Below are 24,623 nucleotides of genomic sequence, written 5' to 3'. Positions count from 1 at the left end.
CAACCTTGTGAGGCTCTAGCTATGACTCATCGCATCGTAATTGTAGGCGGCGGCGCCGGCGGCCTGGAACTTGCCACTCGCCTCGGCAAGACCATGGGCAGGAACTTCCAGGCGAAGATCACCCTGGTCGATGCTAACATGACCCACCTGTGGAAACCGCTGCTCCACGAAGTCGCCGCCGGCTCGCTGAACTCGACCGGCGACGAACTGAACTACGTGGCCCAGGCCAAGTGGAACAACTTCGAATTCCAGTTTGGCCGCATGTGCGGGCTGGATCGGGCCAACAAGCGCATCCGCCTGGCCGCCCAGCCGGCTCTGGAGGACCGCGCCCCGCTGCCCGAACGCGAACTGAGCTACGACACCCTGATCCTCTCCGTCGGCAGCACCACCAACGACTTCGGCACCCCGGGCGCCGCCGAGAACTGCATCTTCCTGGAAAGTCGCGAACAAGCCGAACGCTTCCGCCGCCTGCTGCTCAGCCATTACCTGCGCGCCCATGCCAGCGACGATGACGGCCATCAGGTGAATGTCGCCATCGTCGGCGCCGGCGCCACCGGGGTCGAACTGGCCGCCGAGCTGCGCCACGCTTCCGAAGAACTGGTCGCCTACGGACTGGAGCGCATTCCGCCGGAAAACCTCAGCATCACGCTGATCGAATCCAGCCCGCGCGTACTGGCCGCCCTGCCCGAACGCATCAGCCGCTCGGCACATGCCACCCTGGAAAGCCTCGGCGTTCGCGTCCACACCAGCACCGCCGTCAGCGAAGTCACCGCCAAAGGCCTGAACACCAAGGATGGTCAGTTCATCTCCGCCGATCTCATGGTCTGGGCGGCAGGCGTTCGCGCCCCCGCCTTCCTCAAGGAGTTGGACGGCCTGGAAACCAACCGCATCAACCAGCTGGTGGTGCGCCCAACCCTGCAGACCAGCCTCGACGACGACATCTTCGCCTTCGGCGACTGCGCCGCCTGCCCGCAGCCGGGCACCGACCGCACCGTGCCGCCGCGCGCCCAGGCCGCTCACCAGCAGGCCACCCTGCTGGCCAAGTCGCTCTATCGCAAGCTTCAGGAAGACAAGCCCCTGCTGGAGTACCGCTACAGCGATCACGGCTCGCTGATTTCGCTGTCGAGCTTCTCGGCGATCGGCAACCTGATGGGCAACCTGACCGGCACTGTAACCCTGGAGGGCTGGCTGGCCCGCAAGTTCTACATCTCGCTCTACCGGATGCACCAGATGGCGCTGTACGGCACCTTCCGCACCCTGATGATGATGGTGGGCGACCGCTTCCGCAGCAGTACCGAACCCCGCCTCAAGCTCCACTGATCCCCCCGCCCCGGCGCAGCGCCAGCCGCTCGCCCGGGGCACCCTCACCGCCTCATTGCGGCCGCTCGCACGGCAGAGCGCTGCTACGCCTTGTTGCGCAAACGCGCCAAGCCCAACGTCCGGACGCACCGAAACACGCCACAGGGAAACCCCGGACGACTGGCGAAAAGATTGAGCGCGCAGAATTACTGCAATGAACTATGAAAAGAATGATTTTGACATGCACGGGCGTGCAAGGAGAGAAATGGTGGGTCGTGTAGGATTCGAACCTACGACCAATTGGTTAAAAGCCAACTGCTCTACCGACTGAGCTAACGACCCAAACACATGAAGAGATGGTCGGGGTAGAGAGATTCGAACTCCCGACATCCTGCTCCCAAAGCAGGCGCGCTACCGGACTGCGCTATACCCCGTCTGAAAGCTGGCTCCGCGACCTGGACTCGAACCAGGGACCCAATGATTAACAGTCATTTGCTCTACCGACTGAGCTATCGCGGAACTTTCATCACTTCTACCTACAACAGATCAAGGAATACCGTCTCCGTTGCAGTGGCGCGCATTTTACGGCTCCCGGCGCCCCTGTCAACCCTTGAAAATGCTTTTTGTAGCAATCACTTATTTTCTTCGCCCTCTCCCCCATGGAGAGAGGGTCGAGGAGCGGCATCAGCCGAAGACGATCTCGTCGCCTTCCACCCGAGCAGAGATCTTCGTGCCGGGGGCGAACTGGCCGGCGAGGATCAGCTGCGCCAGTGGGTTCTCGATCCAGCGCTGGATCGCCCGCTTCAGCGGTCGCGCCCCGTAGACCGGGTCGTAGCCGACGGCAATCAGCTTGTCCAGGGCCTCGGCAGAGAGCTCGAGGCTCAGCTCGCGTTCGGCCAGGCGTCGACGCAGGCGCTTGAGCTGGATTTCGGCGATGCCGGCAATCTGCTCGCGGGCCAGCGGGTCGAATACCACCACCTCGTCGATACGGTTGATGAACTCCGGCCGGAAGTGATGGCTCACCGCATCCATCACCGCCGCCCGCTGGGCCTCGCGATCGCCGACCAGTTCCTGGATCTGCATCGAGCCGAGGTTGGAGGTCATCACCACCACGGTGTTCTTGAAGTCCACAGTGCGCCCGTGGCTGTCAGTCAGACGACCATCTTCCAGCACCTGCAGGAGGATGTTGAACACGTCGGGGTGGGCCTTCTCCACCTCGTCCATCAGCACCACCGAGTAGGGCTTGCGGCGCACCGCCTCGGTCAGATAACCGCCCTCCTCGTAGCCGACATAGCCGGGAGGGGCGCCGATCAGCCGGGCCACCGAGTGCTTCTCCATGAACTCGGACATGTCGATGCGCACCAGCGCCTCCTCGGTATCGAAGAGGAACTCGGCCAGCGCCTTGCACAGCTCGGTCTTGCCCACCCCGGTCGGGCCGAGGAACAGGAAGGAGCCGCTCGGCCGGTTCGGGTCGGCGAGGCCGGCGCGGGAGCGACGCACCGCGTTGGCCACGGCGACCACCGCCTCGTGCTGACCGATCACCCGCTGGTGCAGCAGTTCCTCCATCTTCAGCAGCTTCTCGCGCTCCCCCTCGAGCATCTTGGCCACCGGGATGCCGGTCCACTTGGACACCACCTCGGCGATCTCCTCGTCGGTGACACGGTTGCGCAGCAGCTGGTTCTCCCGTGGCTCGCCGCTGTCGGCGGCGGCCAGCTTGCGCTCCAGCTCGGGAATCGAGCCGTATTGCAGCTCGGCCATGCGGTTCAGGTCGCCCTTGCGCCGTGCCGCCTCCAGGTCCAGCTTGGCCTGCTCCAGCTGCTGCTGGAGCTGCGCCGAGCCCTGCACCTCGGCCTTCTCCGACTTCCAGATCTCCTCGAGGTCGGCGTACTCGCGCTCCAGCTTGGCGATGTCTTCCTCGAGCTTGACCAGACGCTTTTTGGTCGCCTCGTCGGTTTCCTTCTTCAGCGCCTCGCGCTCGATCTTCAGCTGGATCAGACGGCGATCCAGACGGTCCAGCGCCTCAGGCTTGGAGTCGATCTCCATGCGGATGCGGCTGGCAGCCTCGTCGATCAGGTCGATGGCCTTGTCCGGCAGCTGGCGGTCGGTGATGTAGCGGTGCGACAGCTTGGCCGCGGCGATGATCGCGCCGTCGGTGATGGTCACCCCGTGGTGCACCTCGTAGCGCTCCTTGAGGCCACGGAGGATGGCGATGGTGTCCTCCTCGCTCGGCTCGTCCACCAGCACCTTCTGGAAGCGCCGCTCCAGGGCGGCGTCCTTCTCGACGTACTGGCGATACTCGTCGAGGGTGGTGGCACCGACGCAGTGCAGCTCGCCGCGCGCCAGGGCGGGCTTCAGCATGTTGCCGGCATCCATGGCACCCTCGGCCTTGCCGGCACCGACCATGGTATGCAATTCATCGATGAACAGGATGACCCGCCCCTCCTGCTTGCCCAGCTCGTTGAGCACCGCCTTCAGGCGCTCCTCGAACTCGCCGCGGAACTTGGCGCCGGCAATCAGCGAGCCCATGTCGAGGGCCAGCAGGCGCTTGTCCTTGAGGCCGTCCGGCACCTCGCCATTGACGATGCGCTGGGCCAGCCCCTCGACGATGGCAGTCTTGCCGACGCCCGGCTCGCCGATCAGCACCGGATTGTTCTTGGTGCGCCGCTGCAGTACCTGGATGGTGCGACGGATCTCGTCGTCGCGCCCGATCACCGGGTCGAGCCTGCCCTCCTCGGCCCGTGCGGTCATGTCGACGCAGTACTTGTCCAAGGCCTGACGGGACTCCTCGGCGTTCGGGTCGTTCACCGTCTGGCCGCCGCGCAGGTTGTTGACGGCGTTTTCGATGGCCTTCTTCGATACGCCCTGCCCCAAAAGGACCTTGCCCAGACGGGTATCGCCATCCAGCGCGGCGAGCAGCACCAGCTCGCTGGAGATGAACTGATCACCCTTCTGCTGGGCCAGGCGATCGGCCTGATTGAGCAGGCGCGCCAAGTCCTGGGACAGGTTCATGTCGCCGGTGGGGTTCTGCAGCTTGGGCAGCTGCTCGAGCTCCTTGGCCAGCGCCTGGCGCAGGCCATTGATGTCGAAGCCGACCTGCATCAGCAGCGGCTTGATCGAGCCCCCCTGCTGATCGAGCAGCGCCTGCATCAGGTGCAGCGGCTCGATGGCGGCATGGTCGAGACCGACCGCCACGGACTGGGCATCGGACAGGGCAAGTTGCAGTTTGCTGGTCAATCGGTCGATTCGCATGGAGTCATCCTTCCTATGAGGAGCGGGCTGGCGCGCTGGAGGCCTGCCGAGTTGAAGCATAGATAAGGATGATCGGCGGGGATTCAAGGCCGCAGGATTGATCCACGTCAGCAGCCGGACCGATGAGCGCAGACCGTGGGCTTAATGCGCCCCGTGGCGAGAAAAGGCGATCAGGGGATCGCCAGCCAGACCAGACTGGCGAAGCGCCCGGTGTGCGGGGCGCGGCGGTAGGAGTAGAAGCGCGGGTCGCTGTAGGTGCAGAAGCCACCGCCATAGACAGCCACGACACCCCGAGCAGCCAGACGGATGCGCGCCAGCTGATAGAGGTCGGCCATGAAGCGACCCGGATTGCGGCTCGCCACGAAGGCCTCTGCCGCCCGCGGATGGCGTTCGAGAAAGGCCTCGCGCACCTCGGGGCCGACCTCGAAGGCCGCCGGGCCGATGGCCGGGCCGAGCCAGACCAGCAGCTCCTCCGGCGCCACGGCCAAGGCATCCAGGGTCGCCTCCAGCACCCCGCCGGCCAGCCCGCGCCAGCCGGCATGGGCCGCCGCCACCCGCGTGCCGGCGCGGTCGCAGAACAGCACCGGCAGGCAGTCGGCGGTAAGGATGGCGCAGGCGATACCGGAGCGGCCCGTCCAGCTGGCATCGGCCTCGGATATCAGCGCCGGATCGGCCGGCACCACCGTCACGCCATGCACCTGACGCAGCCAGGCCGGCTCGCAGCCGAGACCGGCCTGCAGGCGCCGGCGATTCTCGGCCACCGCCCCCGGCTCGTCCCCGACATGGTCGCCGAGATTGAGACCGTCGAAGGGCGCAGCACTGATGCCACCCTCGCGAGTCGTCACGCAGGCGCGCACTCGTGCTGGTGCAGGCCAGTCCGGCACCAGCCAGACATCCATCAGACGAACGCCTCGCTGTCCTGGCGCAGCAGCGTCAGCAACCAGACGAAATCGTCCGGCAGCGGCGCCTCCCATTTGAGACGTTCGCCGCTGGCGGGGTGGTCCAGCTCGAGGAAACGCGCGTGCAGCGCCTGGCGCGGAAACTCCCGGAGCGCCTGCACCAGGGTCGGACTGGCCGCTGGCGGGATGCGAAAGCGCCCGCCATAGACCGGGTCACCCACCAGCGGGTAGCCGATGTGCGCCATGTGCACGCGGATCTGGTGGGTGCGCCCGGTTTCCAGCTTGATGCGGCTATGGGTATGCGCGCGGAAACGCTCGAGCACGCGATAGTGGCTGACCGCCGGCTTGCCGCCCTCGACCACCGCCATGCGCTGGCGCTGCTGGCCATGACGACCGATGGGCGCGTCGACGCTGCCACCGGCGGTGATCACGCCGACCACGATGGCCTCGTAGATGCGGCTGACACTGCGCATCTGCAACTGCTCGACCAACCGAGTCTGCGCCTGCAGGGTCTTGGCCACCACCATCAGCCCAGTGGTGTCCTTGTCCAGGCGATGGACGATGCCGGCGCGCGGCACATTGACCAGCCCCGGCACATGGTGCAGCAACGCGTTGAGCAGGGTGCCATCGGCATGCCCCGCGGCCGGATGCACAACCAGTCCGGCAGGCTTGTTCAGCACCAGTATCTGCTCGTCCTCATGGACGATGTCCAGCTCGATGGCTTGGGCGATCCACTCGCCCTGCGCCTGCTGCTCGGCATCCAGTTCGAGCAGGGCGCCGCCATGCACGATGTCGCGGGGGCGCAATACGGCGCCGTCCACGGTCAGGCGCCCGTCCTTGATCCAGGCGGCCAGACGCGAGCGCGAATGTTCGGCGAAAAGCTGTGCGGCGACCTGGTCGAGGCGCTGACCGCCCAGTTCGAAGGGGACTTCGGCGCGAAGTCGGATGGCCTGATCGTTGTGTATTGACATGCTCGGCAACGGCGGGGCACGGCCTTTGGTTTCGGCCATGCGCTTGTGGTTAAATACGACCCCTCTGCCCCGGCTCACGCGGGGCGCCCATCATAACAGGACGGCCCGCCCCCCGACAGCCGCCGTCACAGGGACGCACAGCATCCATGCACCTGAAACACCTGCTGCTGATCGCCACGCTCGTTCTCATCGCCGCCTGCGGATCGAAGAAGGAGAAGGAGGATGTCGTCGACGAGAACCTGAGCGAAACCGAGCTGTACCAGCAGGCCCAGACCGATCTCAACAACGAGAACTACAGCGCCGCGACCAGCAAGCTGAAGGCCCTGGAGTCGCGCTATCCGTTCGGTCGCTACGCGGAACAGGCGCAGCTCGAACTGATCTACGCCTATTACAAGAGTCAGGAGACAGAAGCCTCGCGCTCGGCTGCCGAACGCTTCATCCGCCTGCATCCGCAGCACCCGAACGTCGACTACGCCTACTACCTCAAGGGGCTGGCCTCCTTCGACCAGGATCGCGGCCTGCTGTCACGCTTCCTGCCGCTGGACATGACCAAGCGCGACCCCGGCGCGGCCCGCGACTCCTTCAACGAGTTCGCCCAGCTCACCAGCCGCTTCCCGAACAGCCGCTATGCGCCGGACGCCAAGGCGCGCATGGTCTACCTGCGCAACCTGCTGGCCGCCTACGAGATCCACGTCGCCCACTACTATCTGAAGCGCGAGGCCTACGTAGCCGCCGCCAATCGCGGCCGCTACGTGGTGGAGAACCTTCAGGAAACGCCCGCGGTAGGCGATGGCCTGGCGGTGATGGTCGAGTCCTACCAGCGCCTGACCCTGGACGAACTGGCCGCCACCAGCCTGGAAACCCTGAAGCTGAACTACCCGGATCACCCGAGCCTGCAGAACGGCCAGTTCGTGCCGCTGGAGGAGGAGGACGACAACCGCTCCTGGCTGGGCAAGTACACCCTCGGCCTGATCGAGAGCAAGCCTCCGCTGCCTCCGGGCGAAACCCGCGCCAACCAGGATGTTCGCCGCATGTACGAAGAGGCTCGCCAGGAAATCCGCCTCGACCTCAAACAGGGCGAGGAAACTCCGGAAAACGTCGAGGCCGCCGATCGCAAGCCCAAGCGCGCCTGGTGGAACCCCCTCCGCCTGCTCGACTGAAGTCAAGGCAGATAGCGAACCAAAAAGGGAGGCCGAGGCCTAATGCCAGTCAGTTAAGCTGACTGGCATTTTTATTTCTGGATTGATACTTGGATGGCTTTGGTCTGACCGCGCGAGGGTAGCAACGATCTTTCCGCCGATGCGGCAGTACGTAGTGCATGGCTGACGCATGTAGCTCTGCCAAGTATTTGGGGATATTGCCCGGATGCCGCAGGGAAAGGCCATTCAGTAACCCCAAGATCGCCCAGGTACAGGCGGTGAAGCTCATCTCGCAGGGGTAGATCCCCGGGCAGTGGCGACTCATCTCCAGCATCTGGTAGCGCAGCAGGTTGTAGCCCAGCAGTACTCCCATAGCTCCTGCTCGATCATCTCCGGCGTCTTGCTACGCAGCGTGTAGCGGCTGTCCAGCATGCTCTGCTTCATCTCCCGGTAGCCCAGCTCGATTTCCCAGCGCTGACTGTACAAATCGACGATCTCATCTGAAGGGAAGCGCAGGGGATCGGTCATCGAGGTCAGGATCTGGCGCACCTTGCCCTTGACCGTCTTGCTCAGGAGGCGCGCCTGCAGGGTTTCCGGCAGGCCCGGCCATTGCTTTCGCGCTTGCGGCGAGGTCGGCAGACTGACGATGGCATCCTGGCGCCCCAGTCGGTGAATGACTTCATGGCGGGCCCCCTTGCGCAGCGGAATCAGCCAGTGACGCTGGGTGCCGGCCTGCTGCCAATGGTGCAACAAGCCCAGTGAGTAGAAGCCACGGTCGAACAGGGTCAGCGAGTGATCGGGCGTAGTGACAACCAGTTGCTCGGCCAGTTTCATCTCATTGCTGTGGTAACCGGCGAAGCTGCTGCTGACCAATAGGTGACTGGTCAGCTCCATCTGGCACACCATGCGTACCTGTGGAAAACCGGTATCGCCATGCTGGTTGGTGGAGCTGCCGTAGTGCTCACGGTTCTCCTGCGTATCGGGCGTGCGCCAGACCACCCCATCGACACTGAGCAGGCGTAGCCCCATCCAGGTCGGATGGTTGGCCGAGGCATGCCAGCGCTGCTGCGTCAGCGCGAAGACTTCACGTACAGCCTGGCTACCCAAGCGCTGACGCCCTTGAACCACAGCGCTGGGGGCCACCAAGGGGCGCTGCCCGGGCAGCATGATGTCCATCTGGTTGACGACATCCCAGGCCGACATTCGGCGAAACAGCGCCATGCCGATCACGCACCAGATCATGGACTCCAGAGGCAAGCGGCGCTTGCGCAGGGTAGCTACACCAGCGGTCTCGAAGGCAGATTTGACCAGGTCGGGGTCAAGCAACTCGCCCAGCCCATCGAGTGCATGGGACCGAGGCAATGGCGGTTCGATGGGTGACCTCGCGTCAAGCAACTCGCCCAGCCCATCGAGTGCATGGGACGTAGCAGCAATATCGTGAGTGATGGCCAGTGCACGCGAGAGACGCATAAAAAATCCGATGCCTAAAACAGGCATCGGATTTTGCTTTCAGCCCACCAAAGGTCAAGGCGACGGCCTTAACTGACTGGCATTAGGCCGAGGCCTCCCTTTTTGTGTGTCACCAGTCATGCCTTACACCTTTGCACACTCCCTCAGACGAGCTTGGAGCCAGACCCGCTCCTGCTCGGCGATTCGTGCGCGCACACGCCGCTGATACAGAGCCAGCCGCTTCTTGCGCTCAACAGCCGAGAGCCCGTCCCAGCCACAGAACAGACCGGCATCGTCCACCGGCTCCTCCAGATCCGCTTCCGGTTTCGGCGAGGAGCGCAGCCAGCTTCCCAGATACAGTCCGCTCGCGAACAGACCGCAGCATGCAAGCATAAGAGAAAGAATCGGATTGATGGTCATTAGTTGCCCTTCCTGGCGTCGCAGCTCATACAAGGTTAGGTAGGTGCCGTTGTGACAGCACGACGCCCGCAAAGTGCAATCCGCGCGCCCTCGCTCAACCAGCATGCTTACACGCCCCACCCCGCCTCGAAGGAGGGACTGCCACACCGCGACCGAGGGCGAATGCACGAGAAAGATCGCGGTTAGAGCACCGGCATGACGAATGCATCCTCGTCCGCCTTGCCTCACCCTACGCCGTGACGCTTGCCCCGTGCTTTGCCTTCCGTTTTTTCTAGTTGTCGTGGCAGCCTGCGGTTTCCGGATATAGATAGCGAATGGTGTTGAGCTCGCCCATGGAGTCCTCGTAGGTCATCTGCGCCGGAATGACCCCGCAAAAATCCGGCTCGGGGGGGAAATACTCCATGGCCACCACTTCGGCAATATCCAGGCGCATGCCATAGCTATAGTCCCGGACCTGGGGCATCTGCGAATAAACAACCATCTCCTCCAGCTCTGTCGGACCTGCGGCAGGTCGGCTATCAGTCTCTGCCAAGGCCAAGGACGCCGGCAAAAGTAGCGCTACGGTGAAAATCAGCGTTATGGGTTTCATACTGAACACTGTCATGGAATATCCCTCCCACAGGAGAAGAATAGGAAGCGTGCGACACAGAGCACTGACTCGCTCGCACCCCTCAGGCAGTCATAAAAAGCAGTGCTGGCCAAAGTGACCGGCCCGGCTGTCCTCCCAACCAGCGAAACCGCGGTGGTCCGGATAACGTCTCCCTGTTAGAGCCCTTGCCATCCTCGACAGCCCGGCGCTCGGGTTTAGGCGAAAGCACACGACCGCCTGATACATCCCATACTCATGCTCATGCGACATCCGGCCTTGGCATTCGAGATGCCCTGCCATATTTTCAGCCCCGAGAAAACCTGTATTTACCGCAACCCATTACAAGAAAAGATCCTGCAGGCACCAGGGTCAAGGCGGCACTTATTGGATAGGGATATTTCCAGGCAACCATTTAGAAGCAAACATCTCTTAAAAAGAGTGGCCCCCATAAAATGAAATAAAAATATAAGCCCAACACACCCAGAGCATCAAAACTGCAACAAGCCATGCCAGCAGAGATTCCAGCCACCACTCAGTCAGGCAAGGAAATTACCCATGAACCCGACCAGGCCCAGACATGGAAAAGCCTCTGGCTGTCCCCCTGCCTGTCGGCAAGACCTGCCCACAGGTGCGACGAACTGCCGCCGAAGCAGTGCCGGCCCATCGACGGCGTTCCCTCCATTGCCAGCCGAGGAAGAGGCGACCACCCACCCTACAAGAGCGGTAATTTCCTGCAAAAATTATCATTTTTAGAGAAAATATCTGCAATTTCCCCACAATATAACCACTCGCAAAAACCTTCCGCTCTGGGGCTTGGCTTTTTCCGCGGACTTGGCGTACAGTATCTAAACTGTGTTTGCGTGGGTCGCTGTTGAATCTTGACTTGGTGGCAGTAGGTCCTACAGGTCCGCTACATCCCGCTCGACTTCTCTTACTCTCTGCAACCAGTTCCAGCTCTCTGTTGTCACAGGGACTGCCATCAACTCCAGTTTCAAGGAAATAAGACATGTCGAATCGTCAAACCGGCACCGTCAAGTGGTTCAACGACGAGAAGGGCTTTGGCTTCATCACCCCCGAGAGCGGTCCGGATCTGTTCGTCCACTTTCGCGCAATCGAAGGCACCGGCTTCAAGAGCCTGAAAGAAGGCCAGAAGGTCACCTTCGAAGCGGTACAAGGCCAGAAAGGCATGCAGGCTGACAAAGTTCAGATCCTGGGCTGATTCTAGGCTTGCGGAAAGCCCCTGATGTCGCCATCAGGGGCTTTTTTGTGCCCGATATTCCGTAGAATGACGGCCTTTGCCTTACCGCGAGCCCGCCATGCCCAAACCCGCCCTGATCCCCCAAGGGGATTTCCCTGCCGCAGGACTGCCCCGCCGCCTGGCAGCGATGTTCTACGACTTTCTGCTCTGCGCTGCCCTGCTGATCGTCGTCACCTTTCTCTACAAATTGATCCAGATGGCCATCGTCGGCAGCGAGCGGCTCAGGCAACTGTCCGACGCCGGCGCACTGGATGGCGACCCGCTGCTCTCCACCCTGCTGCTCTTCTGCCTGTTCGGCTTCTTCGCGAAATTCTGGACGCATAACGGCCAGACCCTCGGCATGCAGGTCTGGGGATTGCGCATCCAGAACAGCGACGGCACCGCCATCGATCTCTGGCAGGCCCTGCTGCGCTTTCTGATCGCCATCGTCTCCTGGCTGTGCCTTGGCCTGGGCCACCTCTGGATGCTCTGGGACAAGCAAGGGCGCACCTGGCAGGACCTGTACTCCAACAGCCGGGTGATCCGGCTGCCGAAGAACATCCACAAGAAGTAGCATTCCCCGCCACCGGCAGGCGGGCGGCGTTCCCGCCCTACCCTGCCCGGCGCAACAGGTGCAGCCCCAGCAGCGCACAAAGCCCTGCCGGCAGAGCCACCGCCAGCAGGGGCGAGAAGCCGAACACCTGACTCGAAGGACCGAGCAGGTCCTGGAAGATGCGGAAGACGAAGCCGACCAGCACCCCCGTGAAGAGCCGCTGGCCGAGGGTGACCGAGCGCAGCGGGCCGAAGATGAAGGAAATCGCCATCAGCACCAGTGCCGCGGTCACCATGGGCTGCAGCACCTTGCTCCAGAAGGCCAGCCAGTAGCGCGTATTGTTCAGCCCCTGCTCGGCCAGATAATGGATGTAGCGCCACAACCCGGTCATCGACAGGGCTTCCGGATCCATCACCACGGTCCCCAGCAACTGGGGAGTCAACTGGACATCCCAGCGCTCGCCGGGCGCATTGACGATCTCGGTGCGGCGCTCGAGGAAACGGGTGGTCGTCACCTCCTCCAGCTGCCAGTATCCGTCCCGGTAGTGCGCCCTCCTGGCGAAGCTGGAGGACAACATATGGCGCTGATCATCGAAACGGTAGCGGGTCACCCCGTACAGCACGCCCCCAGGCTGCACCGCGTTGATGTGCACGAACTCCTCGCCCTGGCGATGCCAGAGGCCGTGCTTGGCCGTCTGCGCCTCGCCGCCACCCTGGGCCAGGGAGCGATGGGCCTCGGCCTTGTTTTCCGCCCAGGGCGCCAGGTACTCGCCGAGCAGCCCGCCGAGCAGCATCAGCACCAGCATGGGCTTCATCACTGCCCAGACGATGCGCCCGAGCGATACCCCGGCGGCCCGCATGACCGTCAACTCGCAGCTGCTGGCCAGAGTGCCGAGACCGATCAGGCAGCCGATCAGCGCCGCCATCGGCAGCATTTCATAGGTGCGCTGCGGCACGGTCAGAAAGACATACCAGGCCGCCGCGGCCAGATCGTAATTGCCCCGGACATCGCCCAGCTCGTCGACGAAGGCGAACAGCAGGGTTAGACCGACGATCACCCCGAGCACCGCCAGGATGGCGAGCAACACACTGATGCCGATGTATCTGTCCAGCTTACCCATGCTTCAGACTCCGCGCGGCACGACGGCTCGCCAGGTGCAGGCGCAGGGGCTCCCAGAACAGCAGCCCCAGGCCGATCAGCAGGAAGAGCCCGTGGACCCACCAGAGGCCGATCAGCATCGGAATCCTGCCCTTGTCCAGCTCGCCGCGCACGGCGATCAGCGTGGCCAGATAGGCCATGTAGAGAAGGATCGCCGGCAACAGCTTGAGAAAGCGTCCCTGGCGGGGATTGACCTTGGCCAGCGGCACCGCCAGCACGGCGACCACGAACACCAGGAGGGGCAGTGAAAGGCGCCACTGCAGTTCGGCCTGATGGCGCGGCTGCTCGCTGCCGACCAGCTCGCGGGTGGGAGTCGCCTCGCGCTCGTTGATCTCGCCGCTCACCGCCGGCTTGCCCAGCAAAACGCCATAGGTGTCGTAGCGGATCACCCGGTAGTCGGCCTGCCCGGGATTGCCGTCATAGCGATAGCCGTTCTGCAGGATCAGGTAGCGACTGCCGTCCGCCTGCACCTCCTGGCGGCCGCCCTCCGCCACCAGCACGGCGATGCCGCGCTCCTTTCCGCCATCGCGGGACATCCGCTTCTCGCTGATGAACACGCTGGAAAGCTCGGTGCGGTCGTCAGTCAGATCCTCGACATAGGTCACCCGCGAGCCGTCCTTCATGGCCTGGAAACGCCCCGGCACCAAGGTATCGAACTCGGTCAGGGCCTTCTGCTCGTTGAGCAGTTGCTCGACCATCCGAACTCCCTGGGGCGCCAGCCCCAGGCTCATCCAGGCGACCAGCGCGGCGACCGGGATGGCCGGAATTAGGGTGTAGACGACCAGGCGCCGCGGACTCATCCCGGTCGCCGCCAGCACGGTCATCTCGCTGTCGAGGTACAGCCGGCCATAGGCGAGCAGGATGCCGAGGAACAGCCCCAGTGGCAGGATCAGCTCGAGGAAACTGGGCATCCGGTAGAGCATGATCTGCAGCAGCACGCCCGGATCGAGCTGGCCCTGGGCGGCCTGCGCCAGATATTTGATGAAGCGGCCGCTCATGATGATCGCCAGCAGCACGGCACTGACCGCGCTCAGCGTCATCAGCAGCTCACGGGAAAGATAGCGAGGGATGATCAAACCAGACACTCCAGGGTTGTCAGGCTCAGGCCGCTGTGCTCAAACTAGCCGCCTTGTTGCCGACCCACCGCCCCACAGGCCGTCGAAAAGGCCGCGAGCGAGGCCGGACAGGGCAAGATCAGGCAAGGCTGTGCAGTGTCCCTGACGTGAAAGGACTCCGAACCCGATCCCACACCGATAGCCGAACGCAGCATTCTCAGCAGCCTGCAACGCGCCACAAAAAAGACCGGCATTATCCTGCAAACCAGACCCTTTGTCTTGGGGACATCACGCCATGCAACTCGTTGTCAAAAGTGCCAGCCCGCAAACCCTGAAAACCGCCACGCTGGTGGTTGCCGTCGGCGAAGGCCGCAAACTGGGCGCCACCGCCAAGGCCGTCGACCAGGCCACCGACGGCGCCCTGTCGGCGGCCCTCAAGCGCGGCGACCTCGCCGGCAAGGTCGGACAGACCCTGCTGCTGCACCATCTGCCGAATCTCAAGGCCGAGCGCGTGCTGCTGGTCGGTACCGGCAAGGAGAGCGAGCTGGGCGACCGCCAGTTCCGCAAGATCGTCGCGGCAGCCCATAGCGTGCTGAAAGGTCTGGGCGGCAGCGACGCCGCCCTGACCCTGGGCGAACTCCACGTCAAGGGGCGCGACGCCTACGGCAAGGCCCGCCTGCTGGCCGAGACGCTGCTCGACGCCACCTACGTGTTCGACCACTTCAAGAGCGAGAAAGCCACCGCGCCGACCCTGAAGAAGCTGGTCCTGGTCTGCGACAAGGCCAGTCAGGCTGACGTGGAGCGCGCCGCCGGCCATGCCCGGGCGATCGCCAGCGGCATGGCCCTGACCCGCGACCTCGGCAACCTGCCGCCGAACCTCTGCTACCCGAGCCACCTGGCCGACGAGGCCAAGGCGCTGGCCAAGGCGCACGACGCGCTGAAGGTCGAGGTCCTCGACGAGAAGAAGCTCAAGGAACTCGGCATGGGCGCCTTCCTCGCCGTCGCCCAGGGCAGCGACCAGCCGCCGCGGCTGGTCGTGCTCAACTACCAGGGCGGCAAGAAGGACGAGCAGCCCTTTGTGCTGGTCGGCAAGGGCATCACCTTCGACACCGGCGGCATCAGCCTCAAGCCCGGCCCGAGCATGGACGAGATGAAGTACGACATGTGCGGCGCCGCCAGCGTGCTCGGCACCTTCCGCGCCCTGCTCGAACTGGCCCTGCCGATCAACGTCGTGGGTCTCCTGGCCTGCGCCGAGAACATGCCCAGCGGCGGCGCCACCCGCCCCGGCGACATCGTCACCAGCATGAGCGGGCAGACCGTGGAGATCCTCAACACCGACGCCGAAGGCCGCCTGGTGCTGTGCGACACCCTCACCTACGCCGAACGCTTCAAGCCGCAGGCGGTGATCGACGTCGCCACCCTCACCGGCGCCTGCATCACCGCCCTGGGCACCCAGGCTTCGGGCCTGATGGGCAACCACGACGCCCTGATCCGCCAGATCCTCAAGGCCGGCGAACATGCCGCCGACCGTGCCTGGCAGCTGCCGCTGTTCGAGGAATACCAGGAACAGCTCGACAGCCCGTTCGCCGACATGGCCAACATCGGCGGCCCCAAGGCCGGCAGCATCACCGCCGGCTGCTTCCTCTCGCGCTTCGCCAAGAACTACCACTGGGCACACCTGGACATCGCCGGCACCGCCTGGATCAGCGGCGGCAAGGAAAAGGGCGCCACCGGCCGCCCGGTCCCGCTGCTGACCCAGTTCCTGCTGGACCGCAGCGCCCCGTGAGCGGACGCGGGGGCGAGCTCCGCCCCCGCACAGCCGAGGACTCCATGCCCCAGGTCGACTTCTACATCCTGCCCTCCGCCGACCCGGCGGCACGCCTGGACTTCGCCTGCAAGCTGACGGAAAAGGCCTGGCGCCTGGGGCACCGTATCTATCTGTACTGCCAGGACGCGGCCCAGCGCGATGCGCTGGACGCCCGGCTGTGGAGCTACAAAAGCGAGGCCTTCCTGCCCCACGACCTGATCGAGGAGGATGCCGACACGCCGATCGCCCTCGGCCTGGACGACGCTCCCGGCAATCACCACGACCTGCTGATCAATCTGGCGCTGGCCGCCCCCCCCTTCTGCGAGCGCTTCGCGCGGATCGCCGAGCTGGTGGTGAGCGAGCCGGCCATCCGTCAGGCCACGCGCGCCAGCTACCGCTTCTACCGCGAGCGCGGCTATCCTTTGCAGGATCACCGCCTGCCACGCATCTGACGCGCCATGGACAGCCTGAAACCCAAGCCGGAAACCGCCCACCTGCTGGACGACCTGCAGTCGATCCGCGACCTGCTGGAGGAAGACCTGCTGCCGCCCCTGCTCACCGAAACCCTCTCCGCCGACGACATCCCGCTGCTCTCGGAGATCGTCCCCCTGGATGAGGAGGAGGACGGGCCGTACCCGGCCGCCCTGCCGCTGCGCCTGAAGCAGAGCCTGCACACCGAAGCCCAGCTGATCCTTCAGGAGGTCGTCGACGACTTCGTGCCGCAGATCGAGGCCGAACTGAAGCGCCGCCTCGAAGCCCGCCTAGAGCGGCTGCTCGCCCTGCACAAGCCCTAACCGCTCACCTGCGGCTCCGCTGCCCGACCCTCGAGACATTCCGCCTAGACTTGCAGGGATGCAGCCCACGGGTACGGGTTTGCCTTTATACTCCCCGGCTTCCCAGATCAGCCGTCTTATAAGGGTTTCCTCCGCATGGACAAGACCTACCAGCCGCACGCCATTGAATCCCGTTGGTACGCCGAATGGGAGTCGAAGAACTACTTCGCCCCGCAGGGCAGCGGCGAGCCCTACACCATCATGATCCCGCCGCCGAACGTCACCGGCAGCCTGCACATGGGCCACGGCTTCAACAACGCGATCATGGACGCGCTGATCCGCTTCCGCCGCATGCAGGGCCGCAATACCCTGTGGCAGCCGGGCACCGACCATGCCGGCATCGCCACCCAGATGGTGGTGGAGCGCCAGCTGGCCGCCCAGGGCGTCAGCCGCCACGACCTCGGCCGCGAGAAGTTCCTCGACAAGGTCTGGGAGTGGAAGGAGGAGTCCGGCGGCACCATCACCCGGCAGATCCGCCGCCTGGGCAGTTCGGTGGACTGGTCGCGGGAGCGATTCACCATGGACGAGGGCCTCTCCGAAGCGGTCAAGGAAGCCTTCGTGCGCCTCCACGAGGACGGCCTGATCTACCGCGGCAAGCGCCTGGTCAACTGGGACACCAAGCTGCACACCGCGATCTCCGACCTCGAAGTGGAAAACCACGACGAGAAGGGCCACCTCTGGCACCTGCGCTACCCGCTGGCCGACGACGCCCGCACCGCCGAGGGCAAGGCCTACCTGGTGGTCGCCACCACCCGTCCGGAAACCATGCTGGGCGATGCCGCCGTCGCCGTGCATCCGGAGGACGAGCGCTACAAGGACCTGATCGGCCGCCACGTGCTGCTGCCGCTGGTCAACCGCCTGATCCCGATCGTCGCCGATGAGTACGTCGACCGCGAGTTCGGCACCGGCTGCGTGAAGATCACCCCGGCCCACGACTTCAACGACTACGAGGTCGGCAAGCGCCACCACCTGCCGCTGATCAACATCTTCGACAAGAACGCCAGCGTTCTGGCCCAGGCCCAGGTGTTCGACATCGACGGCACGCCGAACACGCGCATCGACCCCAGCCTGCCGGACAGCTATGCCAGCATGGACCGCTTCGACGCGCGCAAGGCCATCGTCGCCGACTTCGACGGCATGGGCCTGCTCGAGAAGATCGACGACCACGCGCTGAAGGTGCCGCGCGGCGACCGCTCGGGCACCATCATCGAGCCCTGGCTGACCGACCAGTGGTACGTCTCCACCAAGCCGCTGGCCGAGAAGGCCATCGCCGCCGTCGAGGACGGTTCCATCCAGTTCGTGCCCAGGCAGTACGAGAACATGTATTTCTCCTGGATGCGCGACATCCAGGACTGGTGCATCAGCCGTCAGCTCTGGTGGGGCCACCGCATCCCGGCGTGGTACGACGAGGCCGGCAACGCCTACGTCGGCCGCGACGAGGCGGAAGTGCGCAACAAGTACGCGATCCGCAACGACGAGCCGCTGCGTCAGGACGAGGACGTGCTGGACACCTGGTTCAGCTCCGGCCTGTGGACCTTCTCCACCCTCGGCTGGCCGCAGCAGACCGAGTTCCTCAAGACCTTCCACCCCACCGACGTGCTGGTCACCGGCTTCGACATCATCTTCTTCTGGGTCGCCCGGATGATCATGATGTCCCTGCACCTGACCGGGCAGATCCCCTTCAAGACCGTCTACGTCCACGGCCTGGTGCGTGACGCCCAGGGCCAGAAGATGTCCAAGTCCAAGGGCAACGTACTCGACCCGCTGGACATCGTCGACGGCATCGACCTCGACACCCTGCTGACCAAGCGCACCAGCGGCATGATGCAGCCCAAGCTGGCCGAGAAGATCGCCAAGCAGACCCGCGCCGAATTCCCCGAGGGCATCGCCAGCTACGGCACCGACGCGCTGCGCTTCACCTTCTGCTCGCTGGCCTCCACCGGCCGCGACATCAAGTTCGACATGGGCCGCGTCGAGGGTTACCGCAACTTCTGCAACAAGCTGTGGAACGCCGCCAACTTCGTCTTCGAGAACACCGAGGGCAAGGACTGCGGCGCCGCCGGCGAGCCGGTCGAGCTGTCCCCGGTGGACCGCTGGATCGTTTCCCAGCTGCAGCGCACCGAACTCGAGGTGACCCGCCAGCTCGACGCCTTCCGCTTCGACCTCGCCGCCCAGGCGCTCTACGAGTTCGTCTGGGACCAGTACTGCGCCTGGTACCTGGAGCTGGTCAAGCCGGTGCTCTGGGACGAGAACGCCAGCATCGAGCGCCAGCGTGGCACCCGCCGCACCCTGGTGCGGGTGCTGGAAACCGCGCTGCGACTGGCGCACCCCTTCATGCCCTTCATCACCGAGGAAATCTGGCAGCGCCTGGCGCCGCTGGCCGGCAAGTCCGGCCCGACCCTGATGCTGCAACCCTGGCCGGTGGCCGACGAGGCGCGCATCGACGAAGCCGCCGAAGAATACATCGAATGGGTCAAGGCGCTGATGCTCGGCGTGCGGCAGATCCGCGGCGAGATGAACATCTCCATGGCCAGGCGCATCGACGTGGTGCTCAACAACGCCTCGGACAGCGACCGCCGCAGCCTAACCGCGAGCGAGCCGCTGCTGGCCAAGCTGGCCAAGCTGGAATCCATCCGCATTCTGGAAGCCGGTGAGGAAGCGCCGCTGGCGGCCACCGCGCTGGTCGGCGAGATGCAGGTACTGGTGCCGATGGCCGGGCTGATAGACAAGGACGCCGAACTGGCCCGCCTGGACAAGGAAATCCAGCGTCTGGAGGGCGAGGTCAAGCGCGTCGGCGGCAAGCTGGGCAACGCCAGCTTCGTCGACAAGGCCCCCGCCGAGGTGATCGCCAAGGAGCGCGCCAAGCTGACCGAAGCCGAACAGGCCATGGCCAGGCTGGGCGAGCAGCGCGCGCGCATCGCCAACCTCTGAAGTCCCCGGCCGGCACACGCAAGGTGTGCCGGCCCTCCCTCCAGCGGAACGCCGAGCCTGGCCCCTCCCGCTGGCAGGTCTGCCCTTCCGACCCCGCCACTCCCGCCCTCCGTCCATCCGGCCTCGCCGCCAACGTTCCCGGCTGGGCTCCTTCCTGCATGCCCGTTTCCCGAGCCCCGGCTCGGGCATCGAAAAGCGTGCATGGTTCACATCTTCAAGCAGCACGGCCCAATGATGGCAATACGCTATCAATCCGTGTGACGCATGCCTCTTGCCCCATGGCATCATTCCTCCGGTCGCTCCCGAAAACCGCACCGACCTGCCCGACGCTTGAATCGCCCAGGAGGCCCCTCCGACCGATCAGCGACGGCTGCCCGGAGTCGCACAGAAAAAGAATGAAGCAGCAGTCCTCCCCCTCCTCCCAAGCGTCCGCCGAGCGGATGGAACTGCTTGCTGCCCTCGAGCAGGCCATGGCGATCGCCGAGTTCACCCCTGACGGCCGCGCCCTGCGCGCCAACGGCAAGTACCGGCAGCTCTTCGGCTACACCGCGGAAGCCATTGTCAAACGCCGGCACCAGCAACTCTGCGCACCCGATCCGGCCAACCGCCACGACTTCGATGGTCTCTGGGCAGGGCTGGGGCGCGGCCAGTCGGCAAACGGCCGCTACCCCTACACCCGCGCCGATGGCCGGCGCCTCTGGCTGGAAGCGACCTATCTCCCCATTCTCGGCGCCGACGGGCAGCTGAAGCGCATCGTGCAGATCGCCACCGACGTCAGCGCCCAGGCCGAACGCGAGGAAGCCGAGCGACAACGCTGCCGCCTGCTGACCCTGGAGCGCGAGGAAAGCCACAACCGGATTCGCCAGATGGCCTTCTACGACGCCCTCACCGGCCTGCCCAACCGCAGCCTGCTGCTGGTCCAGGCCGGCCAGGCGATCGCCCGGGCCAGGCGCAGCCGCACGGCGCTGAACGTCCTGTTCTTCGACCTGGACCGCTTCAAGCAGGTCAACGACACCCTCGGCCATCCGGCCGGCGATGCCCTGCTGCGCATCGTCGCCCAGCGCCTGCGCGGCGAGCTGCGCGCCACCGACATCGTCGGCCGGCTGTCCGGTGACGAGTTCGTCGTGGTCCTCACCGACTGCGACCCCCGGCAGACGACCGAGACCGTCAAGCGCATCCAGAAGCAGCTGTCGGCGCCCTGCCAGATCGCCGGGGCGACCCTCACGCCCTCGGCCAGCATCGGCATCAGCCAGTTCCCGGACAACGGCGAGGACATGGAAACCCTGCTGCACTACGCCGATCTCGCCATGTACCAGGCCAAGGGCAACGGACGCGGCCAGTTCAGCTTCTTCAGCGAGGAGCTGAACCGCCAGGCCCAGGAACGCCGGACCCTCGAGGTCGCCCTGCGCGAGGCGCTGCAGCAGCAGCTGCTGCAGCTCCACTACCAGCCGCAGGTCGACCTCAAGAGCGGCCGCCTGTGCGGCGTCGAGGCCCTGGCCCGCTGGGCCCACCCGCAGCTCGGCAGCATCCCGCCGAGCCGCTTCATTCCGCTGGCGGCGGAATGCGGGCTGGCCGGCGAGCTGGACCGCTGGGCGCTGGACGAGGCCTGCCGGCAACTCGCCGCCTGGCGCAGCGCCGGGCTCGAGGTGGCGACCGTCTCGGTGAACCTGTCGCCGAACAGCTTCCACAACATCGAACTGCCCCGGCAGATCACCGACACCCTGCAGCGCCATGCCCTGCAGCCGGCCGACCTCAACCTGGAGATCACCCAGGACGTGCTGCGCAGCGGCAACCCGAACAGCCTGAAAACCCTGCATGCCGTGCAGGCCATGGACATCGGCCTGACCGTCGACGACTTCGGCACCGGCTACTCCTGCCTCGGCTACCTGCGCCACCTGCCGGTCCGCGCCCTGAAGCTGGACCGCAGCTTCGTCCGCGACCTGGAACACGACGAGATCATCCGCGCCCTGACCGAAGCGGCCATGCGCATCGGCGACAGCCTGCGGATCGCGGTGTTCGCCGAGGGGGTGGAGAACGAGGAGCAGCGGCGCCTGCTCACCCACCGGGGCTATCAGGTGGCACAGGGTTTCCTGCTCTCGCGACCGCTGTCCGCCGAACAGCTGGCCGCCTGGCTGAAAGAGCGCCAGCCCGCCGAATAGCGGCGCCGGGCGGCGCGCCGGCCCGACTTGTGGGACAATCCGCCGCCCAGCCCACCGCCAGCCTCCCGCAATGCCGAGCAAGCCCCGCCCCCCGTCGCCCCCCGCGCAGCCGCCGGAACGCCCGAGCCCGCTGCACCCGCGCAACCGCCACCAGGGCCGCTACGACTTTCCCGCGCTGATCCGCCGCCACCCGGCGCTCGCCGCCTTCGTCATCCTCAACCCCTATGGCAAGAAGAGCATCGACTTCGCCAATCCGGACGCGGTGAAGACCCTCAACCGCGCGCTGCTCGCCGAGCACTACGGCATCTGCCACTGGGACATCCCGCCCGGCTACCTGTGCCCGCCGATTCCCGGCCGCGCCGATTACCTGCACGGCCTGGCCGATCTGCTGGCTGCCGACCACAGCGGCGTAATCCCGCGCGGCGCGGCCCTGCAGGTGCTGGACATCGGCGTCGGCGCCAACTGCATCTACCCGCTGATCGGCCAGCGCGAGTACGGCTGGCGCTTCCTCGGCGCCGACATCGACCCGACCGCCCTGGCCTCGGCGGAAACGATCGTCCGCGCCAATGCCCTGGAGGGAACCATCCGGCTGCGCCGCCAGGCCGATCCCGCGCACATCTTCCAGGGCCTGCTGCAGGCCGACGAGCGCTTCGACCTGACGCTCTGCAACCCGCCCTTCCACGCCACGGCAGAGGACGCCACGCGCGGCAGCCGGCGCAAGTGGCGCAACCTCGGCAAGCTCGACCCCAAGCGCACGCTGCCGCTGCTGAACTTCGGCGGCCAGGGCGCCGAGCTCTACTGTCCCGGCGGCGAGGCCGCCTTCGTCGGGCGGATGATCGCGGAAAGCGTGCAGTACGCCGCGCAGGTGTACTGGTTCAGCAGCCTGATCTCCAGGGCCTCCAACCTGCCCGCCGCCCAGGCCGCGCTGAAAAGGGCCGGCGCCTGCGAGGTGCGCGTCGTGCCCATGGCCCAGGGGCAGAAGCAGAGCCGCTTCATCGCCTGGACCTTCCTCGACCTTGACGCCCGGCACCGCTGGCGGGAAGCGCGCTGGAAGGCGCCGCGCTAAAAAACGGTTACCTTTGCGCGCTTAGCGCCGCCGCGCCGATGGCGTAGCATGACGCGCTTCTTCCCCTCCCTCGGTCGCCCATGGACCACGCGTGTCGCCAGCCGCCCGGCCACCTCGCCGGGCGGCACACTTTCCCGCCGGACCTGTCTCGGCTCTTCGCCCCGTCGCGGCCCGCACGCGCGCGTTTTTCATGCCGGAAGACCGCAGCCCCATCTTCTTTCCGTATCACAACCAAAAAGGTAACCGCTCATGGAATGGCTGGCTGACCCCACGGCCTGGCTGGGTCTGCTGACCCTGATCGTGCTGGAGATCGTGCTCGGCATCGACAACCTGGTATTCATCGCCATCCTCGCTGACAAGCTGCCGCCCGAGCAGCGCGACCGCGCGCGGATCATCGGCCTGTCGCTGGCCCTGGTCATGCGCCTGGGCCTTTTGGCCAGCATCTCCTGGCTGGTGACCCTGACCGAGCCGCTGCTCTCGATCCTCGGCAAGAGCTTTTCCGGGCGCGACCTGATCATGCTGTTCGGCGGCGTGTTCCTGCTGTTCAAGGCCACCATGGAGTTGCACGAGCGCCTCGAAGGCCACAGCCACGCCCAGTCCGGCAGCCGCGCCTACGCCCGCTTCTGGCCGGTGGTGGCGCAGATCGTCGTGCTCGACGCGGTGTTCTCCCTGGACGCGGTGATCACCGCCGTCGGCATGGTCGAGCAGCTCGAGATCATGATGCTCGCCGTGGTGATCTCCATCGGCCTGATGATCGTCGCCAGCAAGCCGCTGACCGCCTTCGTCAACGCCCACCCGACGGTGATCATGCTGTGCCTGGGCTTTTTGATGATGATCGGCTTCAGCCTCACCGCGGAGGGCTTTGGCTTCCACATTCCCAAGGGCTACCTGTACGCGGCGATCGGCTTCTCGATTCTCATCGAAGTGTTCAACCAGCTGGCCCGCTGGCGCCGCAAGAAACACTTGCAGGGCCGCCACACGCGGCGCGAGCGTACCGCCCACGCGGTGCTGCGCCTGCTCGGCGGGCACCAGATGGAGGCCGAGGAGGTCGGCGAGGAGATCGCCGACATGCTCAAGGGCAACGAGGCCGGCAGCGCCCTGTTCGGCCGCCGCGAACGGGTGATGATCAGCGGCGTGCTGCATCTGGCCGAGCGGCCCATCGCCAGCGCCATGACCGACCGCATGCAGGTGGACCACATCGCCCTCGACGCCGACGAGGCGCAGATCCGCCAGCAACTGCTCGATTCGCCCCATTCGCGTCTGGTGGTGGCGCGCACCTCGGCCATCGACGAGCCCCTCGGCTACGTGCACAAGAAGGAACTGCTGCGCGCGCTGCTGCAGGGCGAGCATCCGGACATCGAGCAACTGGTGCGCCAGCCGCTCAACCTGCCGGACGGCTGTTCGGTGCTCAACGCCCTCGAACAGATGCGCCAGGCCTCCACCCACGTGGCCTTCGTGGTCAACGAATTCGGTCATTTCGAGGGCCTGCTGACCCTCACCGACATCCTCGAGGCGATCGCCGGCGAACTGCCGGATGCCAGCGAGATGGAAGGGCCGGATGTGATCGAGCGCGAGGGGGTCTACGAGGTCAGCGGCGCCATCGGCCTGGCGCTGCTCGGCCAGCGCCTGGGCTTCCAGGCTCAGGCCACCGACGACTACCAGACGCTGGCGGGGCTGGCCATGAGCCTGCTCGACCGCCTGCCGGCGACCGGTGACGAGCTGGCCTATCGCGGCTGGCGCCTGCAGGTCAGCGAAGTGAAGGAGCGGCGGATCACCCGCATGCTGCTGCAGCCGCCGCGCCCGGCCTGA

Annotated in this window: 18 protein-coding genes, 3 tRNA genes and 1 pseudogene; 11 read left to right on the top strand and 11 right to left on the bottom strand. The window is 65.4% G+C overall.

Features of this window, described 5'->3' with window-relative positions; all coding sequences use genetic code 11:
* Positions 1-21: 21 nt before the first annotated feature.
* Complete coding sequence (locus ACG10_RS04890; RefSeq protein ID WP_089167353.1) at positions 22-1,320, top strand: NAD(P)/FAD-dependent oxidoreductase; 1,299 nt, start codon at positions 22-24, stop codon at positions 1,318-1,320.
* Positions 1,321-1,565: 245 nt separating this feature from the next.
* On the opposite strand, the gene ACG10_RS04885 is transcribed toward ACG10_RS04890, so the two are convergent.
* The 6 genes from ACG10_RS04885 to rluD all read right to left on the bottom strand — a co-directional run bounded on the left by ACG10_RS04885 (position 1,566) and on the right by rluD (position 6,418).
* Positions 1,566-1,641, bottom strand: a tRNA-Lys gene (locus tag ACG10_RS04885).
* A 15-nt stretch (positions 1,642-1,656) separates the two neighbouring features.
* Positions 1,657-1,733: transfer RNA gene (locus ACG10_RS04880), tRNA-Pro, on the bottom strand.
* Between the two features lie 9 nt (positions 1,734-1,742).
* Positions 1,743-1,818: transfer RNA gene (locus tag ACG10_RS04875), tRNA-Asn, on the bottom strand.
* Positions 1,819-1,983: 165 nt separating this feature from the next.
* Entirely contained in the window at positions 1,984-4,548 is a 2,565-nt protein-coding gene (gene clpB, locus ACG10_RS04870) for an ATP-dependent chaperone ClpB (RefSeq protein ID WP_089167352.1), read from the bottom strand.
* A gap of 170 nt (positions 4,549-4,718) precedes the next feature.
* Positions 4,719-5,447 (bottom strand): peptidoglycan editing factor PgeF, encoded by a 729-nt coding sequence (gene pgeF, locus ACG10_RS04865; RefSeq protein WP_089167351.1) that lies wholly within the window; start codon positions 5,445-5,447, stop codon positions 4,719-4,721.
* Positions 5,447-6,418, bottom strand: a complete 972-nt coding sequence (gene rluD / locus ACG10_RS04860) for a 23S rRNA pseudouridine(1911/1915/1917) synthase RluD (protein WP_089169793.1) — start codon at positions 6,416-6,418, stop codon at positions 5,447-5,449. Before rluD ends, pgeF begins: the two co-directional genes overlap by 1 nt.
* A gap of 146 nt (positions 6,419-6,564) precedes the next feature.
* Here rluD and ACG10_RS04855 point away from each other — a divergent pair, with 146 nt between their 5' ends.
* Entirely contained in the window at positions 6,565-7,578 is a 1,014-nt protein-coding gene (locus tag ACG10_RS04855; RefSeq protein WP_089167350.1) for an outer membrane protein assembly factor BamD, read from the top strand.
* 49 nt (positions 7,579-7,627) lie between these two features.
* Here the strand turns inward: ACG10_RS04855 and ACG10_RS04850 are convergent.
* The 3 genes and pseudogenes from ACG10_RS04850 to ACG10_RS04840 form a co-directional block, all read right to left on the bottom strand.
* Positions 7,628-9,054: pseudogene (locus ACG10_RS04850) on the bottom strand (IS4 family transposase).
* Between the two features lie 96 nt (positions 9,055-9,150).
* Complete coding sequence (locus ACG10_RS04845) at positions 9,151-9,426, bottom strand: hypothetical protein (protein WP_089167349.1); 276 nt, start codon at positions 9,424-9,426, stop codon at positions 9,151-9,153.
* A gap of 271 nt (positions 9,427-9,697) precedes the next feature.
* Complete coding sequence (locus ACG10_RS04840) at positions 9,698-10,030, bottom strand: DUF2790 domain-containing protein (RefSeq protein WP_232487192.1); 333 nt, start codon at positions 10,028-10,030, stop codon at positions 9,698-9,700.
* A gap of 991 nt (positions 10,031-11,021) precedes the next feature.
* On the opposite strand from ACG10_RS04840, the gene ACG10_RS04835 reads away from it, so the two are divergent.
* Both ACG10_RS04835 and ACG10_RS04830 read left to right on the top strand, forming a co-directional pair.
* On the top strand, positions 11,022-11,234 hold the full coding sequence (locus ACG10_RS04835) for a cold-shock protein (protein WP_039805696.1): 213 nt from the start codon (positions 11,022-11,024) through the stop codon (positions 11,232-11,234).
* A gap of 97 nt (positions 11,235-11,331) precedes the next feature.
* On the top strand, positions 11,332-11,826 hold the full coding sequence (locus ACG10_RS04830) for an RDD family protein (protein ID WP_089167348.1): 495 nt from the start codon (positions 11,332-11,334) through the stop codon (positions 11,824-11,826).
* A 37-nt stretch (positions 11,827-11,863) separates the two neighbouring features.
* On the opposite strand, the gene lptG is transcribed toward ACG10_RS04830, so the two are convergent.
* Positions 11,864-12,925: an LPS export ABC transporter permease LptG gene (lptG, locus tag ACG10_RS04825; protein WP_089167347.1), complete on the bottom strand. Its 1,062-nt coding sequence runs from the start codon at positions 12,923-12,925 to the stop codon at positions 11,864-11,866.
* Positions 12,918-14,039 (bottom strand): LPS export ABC transporter permease LptF, encoded by a 1,122-nt coding sequence (gene lptF / locus ACG10_RS04820; RefSeq protein ID WP_089167346.1) that lies wholly within the window; start codon positions 14,037-14,039, stop codon positions 12,918-12,920. The genes lptG and lptF overlap by 8 nt, the downstream gene beginning before the upstream one ends.
* A gap of 274 nt (positions 14,040-14,313) precedes the next feature.
* On the opposite strand from lptF, the gene ACG10_RS04810 reads away from it, so the two are divergent.
* The 7 genes from ACG10_RS04810 to ACG10_RS04780 all read left to right on the top strand — a co-directional run bounded on the left by ACG10_RS04810 (position 14,314) and on the right by ACG10_RS04780 (position 24,623).
* Complete coding sequence (locus tag ACG10_RS04810) at positions 14,314-15,804, top strand: leucyl aminopeptidase (protein WP_089167345.1); 1,491 nt, start codon at positions 14,314-14,316, stop codon at positions 15,802-15,804.
* A gap of 44 nt (positions 15,805-15,848) precedes the next feature.
* Complete coding sequence (locus ACG10_RS04805; protein WP_089167344.1) at positions 15,849-16,277, top strand: DNA polymerase III subunit chi; 429 nt, start codon at positions 15,849-15,851, stop codon at positions 16,275-16,277.
* Between the two features lie 6 nt (positions 16,278-16,283).
* The gene (locus tag ACG10_RS04800) at positions 16,284-16,619 is read left to right on the top strand and encodes a DNA polymerase III subunit chi (protein ID WP_089167343.1); all 336 of its coding nucleotides are present in this window, start codon (positions 16,284-16,286) and stop codon (positions 16,617-16,619) included.
* Positions 16,620-16,754: 135 nt separating this feature from the next.
* Positions 16,755-19,589 (top strand): valine--tRNA ligase, encoded by a 2,835-nt coding sequence (locus ACG10_RS04795; protein ID WP_089167342.1) that lies wholly within the window; start codon positions 16,755-16,757, stop codon positions 19,587-19,589.
* Between the two features lie 395 nt (positions 19,590-19,984).
* Positions 19,985-21,748, top strand: a complete 1,764-nt coding sequence (locus ACG10_RS24715) for a putative bifunctional diguanylate cyclase/phosphodiesterase (protein ID WP_089167341.1) — start codon at positions 19,985-19,987, stop codon at positions 21,746-21,748.
* A gap of 70 nt (positions 21,749-21,818) precedes the next feature.
* Positions 21,819-22,814 (top strand): 23S rRNA (adenine(1618)-N(6))-methyltransferase RlmF, encoded by a 996-nt coding sequence (rlmF, locus tag ACG10_RS04785; protein ID WP_089167340.1) that lies wholly within the window; start codon positions 21,819-21,821, stop codon positions 22,812-22,814.
* Between the two features lie 249 nt (positions 22,815-23,063).
* Positions 23,064-24,623: a TerC family protein gene (locus tag ACG10_RS04780; protein WP_089167339.1), complete on the top strand. Its 1,560-nt coding sequence runs from the start codon at positions 23,064-23,066 to the stop codon at positions 24,621-24,623.

Origin of the sequence: Azotobacter chroococcum, assembly GCF_002220155.1 — a bacterium.
Lineage (GTDB): Bacteria > Pseudomonadota > Gammaproteobacteria > Pseudomonadales > Pseudomonadaceae > Azotobacter > Azotobacter chroococcum.
This window is presented reverse-complemented; position numbering and strand designations above follow the sequence as displayed.